The organism is Acinetobacter marinus (assembly GCF_900096915.1).
Classification (GTDB): Bacteria; Pseudomonadota; Gammaproteobacteria; order Pseudomonadales; family Moraxellaceae; genus Acinetobacter; species Acinetobacter marinus.
Genome location: NZ_FMYK01000005.1, coordinates 156,382 through 168,760 on the forward strand (window position 1 = coordinate 156,382; position 12,379 = coordinate 168,760).

Genomic DNA, 12,379 nt, shown 5'->3' on the forward strand with positions numbered 1-12,379 from the left:
ATCTCAAGATGATGAAGCTGTTCAAGATTCAGCTTCATCATCTTGCCTAACTTGATCATAAAGCTGTCGCTGGAATGGAATCCCCTCCAACCCATATACTTGATAAATGCTATCAAATAGTGCTAAGACTTCCTCACTGGCATCTAGATTTCGAGTGGTTAAAAAGATTGGACTCACAGCATCTGGATCTAAAATCGGAATGTAATGCAAATGCGGAAAGCGAATGGTGTCCGCACTGCGTGGAATCACACAAATCCCTTCTCCCGCGGCGACCAAACCTAATGCCAGTTGTATTTCACGCACCAAATTGACATTTTTCGGTTCGAGTCCGCATTCAGAAAAAATAGACTTGACCTGTGTAGAAAAATTAGGCTCTGGCGTGTTGGGATATAAGAACATATCCTGATCTGCAATATCCGCCATATATACCCCTGACTTACGCTGTACGATCGGATGCGCTGAATGCGCTGCTACGACCAAAGGCTCATCTCGCAATTTGACCCGACGCACCGCAGGATCACTAATCCGTAAACGTCCAAAACCCACATCAATACGCCCTTCTTTTAAGGCCTGAATCTGCTCCATGGTGTTCATTTCCACCAGTTTCACTTTCAGATGGGGATGTTGTTGGCGATATAAATACACAATGCGTGGCAAGAGTCCGTATAGCAGTGAACCCACAAATCCCATGGTAATAACACGATCCACAGCACCCATGCGCTTGGTCATGGATTTGATCTCTTCTGCATTGGATAATAATTTGACCGCATGTTGATAAAAGAACAAACCCGCCGCCGTCGTTTTGAGCGGTCTTGAGCCTCGCTCAAAAAGTTGAATTTCCAACTCATTTTCGAGATTTTGAATCTGCCGACTCAGTGGAGGCTGTGCAATGAACAGTTTTTCCGCAGCCTTGGTAAAACTTTGCTCCTCAACCACGGCGACAAAATACTTGAGATGTCTGAGTTCCATGACAAATTTATCCTGATGATCTAGCCAAGACAGACTACTCTACTTGGTTATGTTGGCACAACAAAATACCTTGAAGGTATAAATACATACAAATTCAGTCTTAGACACAGTGTAATCATTCTTTTAAGGTATATACAAGCGATTAATATTGAAGCACATCAGGAATGATGCTATTCGGCGTAAAACGACTTAGGAGCATAACGTCGATCAGAATTTTGGCAATTTTAAGGAGATAGCCATGTTAGCCAAAAACTTAAAAATTTTCGATACGGAAGCCGTGCAAAATTTTTTAACCCTGCTCAGTGGACTCGAGCAAGAAGGTGGTAATCCACGTACCAAACAAATTATCCATCGTATTGTCTCTGATCTATTTAAAACCATTGATGATTTAGACATCACTTCTGATGAATACTGGGCGGCGGTCGCTTATCTCAACGAACTTGGCAGCAACCATGAAGCAGGTCTGCTATCACCTGGACTCGGTTTTGACCACTTCCTCGATATGCGTATGGATGCAGCCGATGAAGCACTTGGCATCGACAACCCAACCCCACGCACCATCGAAGGTCCGCTCTATGTTGCAGGTGCACCTGAGTCGAAAGGCTATGCTCGTATGGACGATGGCACGGATCCAAATGGTCACACACTCATTCTACATGGCACAATTTATAGTGCAGATGGGCAACCGATGCCAAATGCGAAGGTCGAAATTTGGCATGCAGATACTCGTGGCTTCTATTCGCACTTTGATCCAACAGGCAGACAGCAACCGTTTAACATGCGTCGAACGATTTTCACTGATGATCAAGGTCAATACCGTGTACAAACTATTTTGCCATCAGGCTATGGTTGCCCGCCTGAAGGACCGACCCAACAATTATTAAATCAACTGGGTCGTCATGGTAATCGCCCTGCACATATTCATTATTTCGTCACTGCCGATGGGCATCGTAAACTCACCACGCAAATTAATGTCGCAGGTGACCCGTACACTTATGATGATTTTGCGTATGCAACTCGTGAAGGGCTCGTGGTCGATGCAATTGAACACACCGATGAAGCAACGATCAAAGCCCATGGCGTCGACGGCCCATTTGCTGAGATGGTGTTTGATATTACCCTAAGCCCGTTAGTCGATGGCGTCGATAACCAAGTGGTTGATCGTCCACGTTTACAAGCCTAATCGTTAGGAACATCTCATTTGAACACTCAAAATCAGGCAAGCCTTAGGTTTCGCCTGATTTTTTTATGGAAATGACTGAGGATGCCATGGATCGTACAATGCTTGATGCTACTCAACACCAGATTCTAGAACTGCTACCACAGACGCACTCACAACTGGCACGTCTGCGCGCCATCATTGACGCAGGCGATTATCCCACTGTCACCGTGATCGGTAAATATAACCATGGTAAAAGTCGGCTACTCAACGAATTAATGGGCGAAGATTTTTTTGCCGTCGCTGACAAGCGTGAAACCACTGCACAGACGGCTCATATACAGCACGGTATCCGCTGGTTAGATGCACCTGGTCTGGATGCGGCTGTCGCCACACGGGATGATCAGCATGCTGATGATGCCATTTGGCACAAAGCAGATGTTCGATTATTTGTACATTCTTTGCGAGAGGGCGAATTCGATCCGCACGAGGTCGCATTGTTTCAGTCGCTCTCACAAGATAAAAAGCAAACTGGGCGCCAAACGCTACTGGTATTGACACAAGTTGATCAAATACCAGATCCAGAAGTATTGCAGGGCATCGTCCATTGCATTCAAGAACAAATTCCTGATGGCAATGGGCTGTCTGTCTCTGCAACACGACATCGACAAGGATTGGAAAAATCAAAGCCCTTGCTGGTACAACGCAGTGGTATCCCCGAGTTACAACAAGCGCTCCATGAAACACTAAAACACGTTCCTGAGATTCGTACACATGAAAAGCAACAGATTTTTTCGTCACTCAATGCACAGCTCAATGCGCTACAACACACCGCTCAAACCATACTGGAACAGCAAACCAGCCTACAACAACAGCACCGTGAACATTTTGATCGAGACCTCAACACAGTTTTGCGCAAAGTTTGTGAAGATCTTGCGCCTGTATTAGAAGTCGGTGACGTCGATCACTCGCTAGAGCCAGACTCTTTTGCCAATATGTACAAAATCACTGCGGGTAAGCGAGATCGCAACCGCATCCAAGTAGCATATTCCCAAGCCTGCATTGCCATCAATAGCCATCTCATTCGCTATGGTGTGGTCGGACTGCCTGAAGCACAAAAAACCAATGTGCGTAGCATTGATAGCGTGATCATTGCAGTACTTGGTGTTTCGGTGAAATTACGCAAAGAACTCCGTCAAATGTTTTTTGATGCATCCAGTCTGAACCGTATGCGCCAAGCCTTTGCTCATTATTTTGAACTTTCTTCAGATCGGCAAGATTTAAAGACATACATTGCACAATTGGAACAACAACTTGAGGCAATACAACAGGCTCAGATCGCATTACAGGACTTAGAACATCTATCCCAGCACAAGGAGGGTGTCATATCATGAGCACACCCTATGCACTACAACGCCTGATAGAGCAACTCGAAGCCTTTAATCGCATACCACAGGATGTCACAATCCATCTCGAGCAAATGCAAGACTGGCAACGCCATTTAACACAGGCTTTACAGCACCAACTTATCCAAAATCATTCCTTTGCTCAACAAAGCAAATTTGCCGAGCAAATCAACACAGTTAATCACAGCATCAATGATCAAATTGCAACTTGGCAAAGCCATTGCGATGCGTTAAAACCTGCACAGGATTTAGCACATCAGTTCGATGATAAAATCATCCTGCTCATTTTCGGTAAATTTAATGCAGGAAAAAGCTCACTCTGCAATGTCATCGCAGATAGTTTTCGCCAAATCAAGCAACCCGTACAATATTTTTATCTCGATACAGGTCAGATTCGCACTGATGATGTACCGTTCAAAGAGGGTGCAACTGAAACAACTGCACGATTGCAAGGTGTCTGTTTGGGCAATAAATTGGTGCTACTCGACACCCCAGGTTTGCACTCTGTAACTGCTGAAAATGCCGAACTGACCCAACGCTTTATTGAAAGTGCCGACGGCATGCTATGGTTAACCAGCTCATCTTCTCCAGGGCAAGTCAAAGAGTTGGACGCCTTAGCACAGGAGCTACATCGTCACAAACCACTCCTTCCTGTGATTACCCGCAGTGATTATTTTGAAGAAGATGAAGTCGATGGTGAAATTTGTCAGGTGCTATGCAATAAAACTACGGCGCAGCGAGCGCTCCAAGCGCAAGATGTCGGCACACGTGCTACAGAAAAGCTCATCGACATGGGCGTATCACCGACCCAGTTGCAAGTGGCGACGTCCATTTCTGCACAAATGTTGAAAACGACGGGCTTTACAGCGCAAGCCTTGCTCGAGTCTGGTTTTGATGATTTTTTTACTGCGCTTGATCACCTTATTCAACCCGCTGTGCAATACAAGCAACGCAAACCTGCTGAAATGCATTTGCACGCTTTACAAGAACAGATTGTGTTGCCACTACAAACGGACATCATGTCGCAATTACTGCGATTACAACAGCACATCCAAGCACAATCTGAGACCTTGCCACAACAGATCGAACACCTTATCCAGCAATCTTGGCGAACCATTATTCCGAACCTACCCGCACAATTAGAACAGCATGCCAAAACGCAGAATCTAAACGCACTGTGTGCTGAACTGAACACACAGGTGGAGCACATGGTATCTACGCAGATTGACCTACAACTTGCGGATTATCAACTTCAACCTGATCCGATCACCTCAATACAACTTGCAGAATATCTTCACTATGACGTGATCTATGCTGAAAATGATCAAGACGTCATCAGCATTGGACATGATCGACTGTTTACCGCACTTTCACAGCATATCGAGACCAGCCTTCGACAGCATGCGAATCATCTGCGCTTAAACTGTGAAAAAATACTCACCGATCTACAGCTGCAAACCACTGCCTTACAACACACTATTTCGACCTGTACCGAACAATTAACACAGATTGCAACGCAGATGAGACTCACTGACCGTTCCACATCATCTAGGGTCTGTTGAGATTTTACAGACCGTAGTCAACACACTTTATTTCGCCGAGCCCAACATCGATGACGAATCATTTTTTATTGCGTCGGATTGCGCATGCGACAAAAGTGGCGTGATTGCACAGCTGATATTTTTTCTTCATGCCACGAATCGTGCAAAAAGATCATGCACGATGTATGAGAAAATATTTTTTATTTTCAATGCTATATCACTTCGTTATGCGTTAAATATTTTAACTATCGAATGAGCATCACCGCAGTCTACGGATTCAAACAGACAGACCAATACACACGCTTGAGAAAATGTTGTCTGGATAAAAACAACATACCTTTTAGGTATAAAAAAATGCAAATATAGTCTTAGACACAAGATAATCATTCTTTTAAGGTATTCATAAGCACTTAGCAAAGAAGTTATGGATAACCATGTATCAATCTTTAGAAACCATACTTGTGGATATTCCAACCATTCGTCCACACCAACTCTCCGTGACCACCATGCGGATTCAAACCTTGGTCTTGGTCAAAATCACCACCACTGACGGCATCGTTGGTTGGGGCGAAGCGACCACGATTGGTGGATTGAATTATGGGGATGAAAGTCCTGAAAGTGTAAAAACCAATATCGATACCTACTTTGCACCACTGTTAACTGCGGTCAAAGGACTCAATGTTGCTCAAACATTAAAGCTGATTGGCAAAAATATTAACGGCAACCGTTTTGCCAAATGCGCCATTCAAACCGCCCTACTTGATATTCAAGCCAAACAACTTGGTGTGCCACTGAGCGAGGTACTTGGCGGACGTTTACGTGATAGCTTGCCTGTCCTTTGGACGTTGGCATCAGGTGACACCGATAAAGATATCGCCGAAGCACAAAAAATGATTGCGCTCAAACGTCACAATACCTTCAAACTCAAAATCGGTGCCAATGATCTACAACACGACGTAGAACACGTGATTGCCATCAAAAAAGCACTTGGAGATGAAGTCAGTATTCGTGTCGATGTCAATCGTGCATGGTCAGAACTACAGTGCGTGCGAGGCATTCAACAGCTTCAAGATGGCGGCATTGACTTGATCGAACAGCCTTGTGCCATTGAGCAAACAGACGTCCTCAAACGTCTCAGCGAGCGCTTTGATGTGGCGATCATGGCAGATGAAGCCTTGACTGGTCCAAGTAGCGCATTTCGTTTGGCATGTAGTCATGCCGCCGATGTATTTGCGGTCAAAGTGGAGCAATCTGGCGGGCTGATTGAGGCCTGTGAAGTCGCCAAAATCGCAGGCTTGGCGGGAATTGATCTGTATGGTGGCACCATGCTCGAAGGCCCTGTGGGCAGTATTGCATCTGCACATGCCTTTGCCACCTTTGATCATCTTGCCTTTGGTACCGAACTTTTTGGTCCTTTACTGCTGACCGAAGAGATCTTAAAGACACCACTGCGTTATGAAAACTTTGAATTGCACCTACCGCTCACGGCGGGATTAGGCATCGACATTGATGAGAACAAAATCGACCAATTGCGTCGCTAAAGGATAAGGAGTTTGCCAGATGTTATTTCATGTACGAATGAATGTTCACTTGCCGAAGGATATGCCTACAGCGCAAGCCGACGAGATCAAAGCCAAAGAAAAGGCATATTTTCAAAAATTGCAACAAGACAAAGTCTGGCGTCATATTTGGCGGATCACAGGTCAATATTCCAACATCAGTATTTTTGATGTAGAGAGCAATCAAGCCTTACATGACTTGCTTCAAGGCTTGCCTTTGTATCCTTATATGACACTCGACATCATGCCACTCAATCGCCACCCATCTTCAATCTATGACGACGACCGTTGATCGTCAGCCGCACATTCAGTACTAAAGTCCGTCGCACTTTAGGCTGTATACCTTACTAAGGAAAGTAGGAGAATAGACATGCCACGTATTCCAGTAATCAATACTAGCCATCTAGATCATATCGATGATTTGCTTGTGGACAATGTAGAAACGGGAGAGTTTAAACTACATCGCTCTGCCTTTACCGATCAAACCTTGTTTGACCTTGAAATGAAATACATTTTTGAAGGCAACTGGGTCTATCTGGCACATGAAAGCCAGATTCCAAACAATAACGACTATTACACCACCTATATGGGGCGTCAGCCAATCATCATTGCACGTAACCGTCAAGGTGAGCTCAATGCCATGATCAATGCCTGTTCGCATCGTGGCGCACAGCTTTGTCGTTATAAGCGTGGCAATAAAGCAACCTACACCTGCCCTTTCCACGGCTGGACATTTAATAATTCAGGCAAACTGCTCAAAGTCAAAGATCCAGCGGATGCAGGCTACTCTGATTGTTTTAATAAAGATGGCTCGCATGATCTCAAGAAAGTCGCTCGCTTTGAAAATTATAAAGGTTTCTTGTTTGGTAGCTTAAATGCCGATGTACCACCCCTTGAAGACTATCTGGGTGAAGCCGCAAAGATTATCGATATGATTGTCGATCAATCTGCTGAAGGCTTGGAAGTGCTCCGTGGTGCATCATCGTATACCTATGAAGGCAACTGGAAGCTGACCGCAGAAAATGGTGCCGATGGCTATCACGTCTCCGCTGTACACTGGAACTACGCCGCCACCACACAGCAACGCAAAGAGAAACAAGCAAATGACAACATTCGTGCCATGAGTGCAGGCGGTTGGGGCAAGCAAGGTGGTGGTTGTTATGGTTTTGAAAATGGGCATATGTTGCTCTGGACACAATGGGCAAACCCTGAAGACCGTCCAAACTATGACCGCTACGAAGAATACACCGAACAGTTCGGTGAGGCGATGGCAAAGTGGATCGTCGAACGCTCTCGTAACCTCTGTCTCTACCCGAATGTCTACCTCATGGATCAGTTTGGCTCACAAATCCGTGTACTGCGTCCGATCAGCGTGAATAAAACAGAAGTCACCATCTATTGCATCGCACCAAAAGGTGAATCTGCTGCTGGACGTACCCGTCGTATCCGCCAATATGAAGATTTCTTTAATGCCTCTGGGATGGCAACCCCTGATGATCTCGAAGAATTCCGTGCCTGTCAGGCGGGCTATGCAGGTATCGAGCTGGAATGGAACGATATGTGCCGTGGCTCGAAACATTGGATCTATGGCCCAGATGATGCTGCCAAAGAGATTGGTCTTAAACCTAAACTGAGCGGCATTAAAACCGAAGATGAGGGGCTGTATCTTGCTCAGCATCAGCACTGGATGGAATGCATGAAACAAGCCATTGCCGATGAAAAAGTGCTTGCCGCACAGGTTGAAGATATGGGAGAAAGCGCATGAGTTCAAATCCAACTGCTGAACGTAGCTCATTAGAAGCCATCACTCAGTTTTTATACCAAGAAGCCCGCTTTTTAGATGATGAACAATGGGATGACTGGCTGACTTGCTATGCCCCTGAAGCCTCATTTTGGATGCCTGCGTGGGATGACGACGACAAACTCACCGAAGATCCACAATCTGAAATTTCATTGATCTATTACCCAGATCGTCAAGGCTTAGAAGATCGAGTATTTCGGATTAAAACCGAGCGCTCCTCGGCAACCATGCCTGATACACGGACTTGTCACAATATTGCCAATGTCGAAATCATCGAGCGTGACGGCGACAAAGTGACGGTACGCTTCAACTGGCAAACCCTGAGTTTTCGCTATAAGACCAACTATAGCTACTTTGGCATGTCTCGCTATGTGATTGATTGCGCAGGTGAGTCGCCAAAGATACTGAGTAAATATGTGGTACTGAAAAACGATTACATCAATCAAGTGATTGATATTTATCACCTATAAGTTTTGGTCTGCCATTAGCCCCTGACTTCTATGAAATATCCTGCTGATCAAAAGGAGTTTTGCTCAGCACATCAACGATTGAACCCAATATAGGATATAGCCATGTCAAATTTTAATGTCGCCCTTCAGTTTGAAGATGGTGTAACACGCTTTATCAGTGTTACAGATGGCGAAACTTTATCTGACGCAGCCTATCGTCAAAAAATTAATATTCCTTTGGATTGCCGTGATGGTGCCTGCGGTACTTGCCGTGCATTTTGTGAATCTGGTCAATATGACATGCCAGAAGAAACCTATATCGAAGATGCTTTGACACCAGAAGAAGCAGAAGAAGGTTTTATCCTCGCCTGTCAATGCAGACCTACTTCTGATGCAGTATTCCAAATCCAAGCCTCCTCTGATGTCTGCAAAACAGAAATTCACAACTTCCAAGGCACCTTAAAACGCGTTGAAAATCTCTCTGACTCAACCATTACCTTCGACATTGAGCTCGACCAAGATCAGCCCGATATTCACTTCTTAGCTGGTCAATATGTCAATGTCGGTATTCCAGGTACCGAAGAAACACGCTCCTATTCATTTAGCTCAAAACCTGGTCACCGTTTGACTGGCTTTGTGGTGCGCAACGTGCCCGAGGGCAAAATGAGTGATTACCTCAGTAAAGTCGCCCAAGCAGGCGAAAAGATGACATTCACAGGACCTTATGGCAGTTTTTATTTACGTGATGTCAAGCGTCCCGTGTTGATGCTGGCTGGTGGTACAGGCATTGCGCCGTTCATGTCCATGCTACAGGTCTTGGAAGAAAAAGGTGCTGAACATCCTGTGCGTCTGGTCTTTGGTGTGACCAATGATTTTGATTTGGTTGCGCTGGAGAAGCTCGATGAATTAAAGAACAAACTGCCTTGGTTTGATTATCGCACTGTTGTCGCCAGCGAACACAGTCAACATGAACGCAAAGGCTATGTCACAGGACATATTGAAAATGAATGGCTCAATGATGGCGATGTCGACATTTACCTCTGTGGTCCAGTGCCGATGGTTGAGGCGGTTCGTGGCTGGTTAGATGCAGAAGGCATTAAGCCATCCAGTTTCTTATTTGAGAAGTTCTCCGCCAATTAATTTTTGCTCACACTTTGTCAAAAGTAACAATGAACAAAATGAATCCGTTTTTTGGAGTTTGCAATGGATGTTCAGAATAGATTTAATCACAAAGTCGTTATCGTCACAGGTGCAGCGCAAGGTATCGGTCGTGGCGTTGCGCTGCGAATCGCTAGCGAAGGTGGTACTGTCGTTCTCGCCGACCGATCAGCACTCGTGGATGAGGTCTTGGCAGAGATCAAGGCATCTTCAGGAATCGCCATTGCTGTACATGCCGATCTTGAGACCTTTGCAGGCGCACAATCTGTTGTGGCTGAGGCAATACAGCATTTTGGCAAAGTCGATGTATTAATTAACAATGTTGGCGGTGCGATTTGGATGAAGCCCTTTGAAGCGTTTTCTGCTGAAGAAATTGAAAAAGAAGTATTCCGTTCTCTTTTTCCAACACTATGGTGTTGTCGTGCAGTCTTGCCAGAAATGCTCAAAGCGCAACAAGGTGCAATCGTCAATGTCTCGTCCATTGCGACTTGTGGTGTCAATCGTGCACCGTATTCTGCATCCAAAGGTGGCGTCAATGCATTGACTGCCTCGCTCGCCTTTCAATATGCCACACAAGGCATTCGTGTCAATGCTGTTGCGACTGGTGGCACCGAAGCACCGCCTCGAAAGATTCCGAGAGATGGCTCAAATCGTTCGCTCAATGAACAAGAGCAGACTTGGGTACAGCAAGTCGTCGATCAAACCTTAGATCGGTCCCATATGCATCGCTATGGTTCCATTGATGAACAAGTCAATGCCATCGTCTTTTTGGCGTCAGATGAAGCCTCATATATTAACGGTAGCATTTTACCTGTCGCAGGTGGCGACCAAGGTTAGATCATATTGATGATCTGATATTGATGATCACATTGGTAATCTCACTGCGAGGATCTCACCGCTGGACATGCAAGGAGGCAATATGTCTGTGCTCAAAACACTCAAACAAGACTGGTCGATCTCTGCCACCGTTGCAGGCTTTTTGGCGGTTTTAATTTCCTATGCTGGTCCATTAATCATCTTTTTCCAAGCCGCTCAGCAAGCCAATGTCTCGAACAGCATGATGGCGTCTTGGATTTGGGGCGTGTCCATCGGTGCCGCCATCTCTGGCATTTATCTATCCTATCGTTACAAAACGCCAATTATTACCGCATGGTCGGCACCGGGCACGGCACTTTTGGTGACCCTTTTCCCCGAAACCAGTTTAAATGAAGCTGTGGCGGCTTATATTATCAGCGCCATTGTGATTTTAATCGTGGGTGTCTCTGGTTACTTTGATAAGTTTTTGAAATGGATTCCACAGAGTATTGCTGCTGGCATGATGGCAGGGATTCTTTTTCAGTTTGGCATTGAGCTATTCGTGGCGACCGATCGTATGCCGATGATCGTCTTTGCTATGTTGTTGTGTTATCTCATCGCAAAGCGCCTTACCCCACGCTATACCATGATTTGGGTGCTACTTTGCGGGGTATCGCTCAGTTTGATTTTGGGTCGCATGAATCCTGTCGAGATGAATTTTCAATTGGCAGTACCGCAACTGATCATGCCTGAATGGACGTGGAATGCGGCATTTAACCTTGCCATTCCACTGATACTGGTCAGCTTAACAGGGCAGTTTTTACCAGGGATGGCGATTTTAAAACTGAGCGGTTATGACACACCAGCCAAGCCGATCGTCTCGATTGCCAGTATTGCTTCACTGGCTGTCGCTTGTGTCGGCGGGATTACCATTGTGTTAGCTGCCATCACAGCCGCTTTGTGCACAGGCAAAGATGCGCACGAATTAAAAGAAAAGCGCTATATCGCAGGGATTGCCAACGGCATATTTTATATCCTCGGCGGATTGTTCGCTGGCAGTATCGTCATGCTGTTTAGTTTACTTCCCAAAGAAATGGTAGCGGCACTCGCAGGACTCGCCTTGCTCGGGGCCATTGGCACCAATGTGGCAATGGCGATGCGAGAAGATACACAGCGTGAAGCTGCACTCATCACATTTTTAGCCACCGCATCAGGTATGCACTTCCTCGGACTCAGCTCTGTATTTTGGGGCATCGTCATCGGGATGATTGCCAATTTACTCTTGCAAAAGCCCAACACGCTGAGCACAGCACAGACATCAAGCACATCAAAATAACGTTTTTTAAGAGAGGGTCAACAGATGATAGACAAAAGCCAGCGTAGCATGCAGGAGGTATTGTCCCAGATTACAGATGGCATGACCATCATGATCGGTGGTTTTGGTACAGCAGGACAGCCCGCAGAACTGATTGATGGCTTGATTGCATTGGGTGTCAAAGATCTGGTCATCGTCAACAACAATGCTGGCAATGGCGACTACGG

General features: G+C 45.7%; 12 protein-coding genes. 11 read left to right on the forward strand and 1 reads right to left on the reverse strand.

Annotated features, from left to right (window positions below; all coding sequences use genetic code 11):
- Positions 1-21: 21 nt before the first annotated feature.
- Positions 22-969, reverse strand: a complete 948-nt coding sequence (locus BLQ60_RS10475) for a LysR family transcriptional regulator (protein ID WP_092619978.1) — start codon at positions 967-969, stop codon at positions 22-24.
- A 238-nt stretch (positions 970-1,207) separates the two neighbouring features.
- Between BLQ60_RS10475 and catA the strand changes: the two genes are divergently transcribed.
- From catA to BLQ60_RS10530, 11 genes are all read left to right on the forward strand, one after another.
- Positions 1,208-2,152: a catechol 1,2-dioxygenase gene (gene catA / locus BLQ60_RS10480; protein WP_092619981.1), complete on the forward strand. Its 945-nt coding sequence runs from the start codon at positions 1,208-1,210 to the stop codon at positions 2,150-2,152.
- A gap of 86 nt (positions 2,153-2,238) precedes the next feature.
- Positions 2,239-3,522 carry a GTPase gene (locus tag BLQ60_RS10485; protein WP_092620048.1) on the forward strand — a complete coding sequence of 428 codons (1,284 nt, stop codon included), beginning with the start codon at positions 2,239-2,241 and terminating at the stop codon, positions 3,520-3,522.
- A complete protein-coding gene (locus tag BLQ60_RS10490; RefSeq protein ID WP_092619984.1) occupies positions 3,519-5,096 on the forward strand; it encodes a dynamin family protein in 1,578 nt (525 codons plus the stop codon). The genes BLQ60_RS10485 and BLQ60_RS10490 overlap by 4 nt, the downstream gene beginning before the upstream one ends.
- Positions 5,097-5,509: 413 nt before the next feature.
- On the forward strand, positions 5,510-6,616 hold the full coding sequence (locus BLQ60_RS10495) for a muconate/chloromuconate family cycloisomerase (RefSeq protein ID WP_092619987.1): 1,107 nt from the start codon (positions 5,510-5,512) through the stop codon (positions 6,614-6,616).
- Positions 6,617-6,635: 19 nt separating this feature from the next.
- Positions 6,636-6,926 (forward strand): muconolactone Delta-isomerase, encoded by a 291-nt coding sequence (gene catC / locus BLQ60_RS10500; RefSeq protein ID WP_092619990.1) that lies wholly within the window; start codon positions 6,636-6,638, stop codon positions 6,924-6,926.
- Positions 6,927-7,004: 78 nt separating this feature from the next.
- Positions 7,005-8,399: a benzoate 1,2-dioxygenase large subunit gene (gene benA / locus BLQ60_RS10505; protein ID WP_092619993.1), complete on the forward strand. Its 1,395-nt coding sequence runs from the start codon at positions 7,005-7,007 to the stop codon at positions 8,397-8,399.
- Positions 8,396-8,905, forward strand: coding sequence for a benzoate 1,2-dioxygenase small subunit (gene benB / locus BLQ60_RS10510; protein WP_092619996.1), 510 nt, complete (start codon positions 8,396-8,398; stop codon positions 8,903-8,905). The genes benA and benB overlap by 4 nt, the downstream gene beginning before the upstream one ends.
- A gap of 102 nt (positions 8,906-9,007) precedes the next feature.
- On the forward strand, positions 9,008-10,024 hold the full coding sequence (gene benC / locus BLQ60_RS10515; protein WP_092619999.1) for a benzoate 1,2-dioxygenase electron transfer component BenC: 1,017 nt from the start codon (positions 9,008-9,010) through the stop codon (positions 10,022-10,024).
- Positions 10,025-10,087: 63 nt separating this feature from the next.
- Entirely contained in the window at positions 10,088-10,879 is a 792-nt protein-coding gene (benD, locus tag BLQ60_RS10520) for a benzoate diol dehydrogenase BenD (RefSeq protein ID WP_092620002.1), read from the forward strand.
- Positions 10,880-10,961: 82 nt separating this feature from the next.
- Positions 10,962-12,173, forward strand: a complete 1,212-nt coding sequence (gene benE / locus BLQ60_RS10525; RefSeq protein ID WP_092620005.1) for a benzoate/H(+) symporter BenE — start codon at positions 10,962-10,964, stop codon at positions 12,171-12,173.
- Positions 12,174-12,197: 24 nt separating this feature from the next.
- Positions 12,198-12,379 (forward strand): CoA-transferase (locus tag BLQ60_RS10530; protein WP_280137878.1); only part of this gene is annotated, 182 nt, incomplete at its 3' end.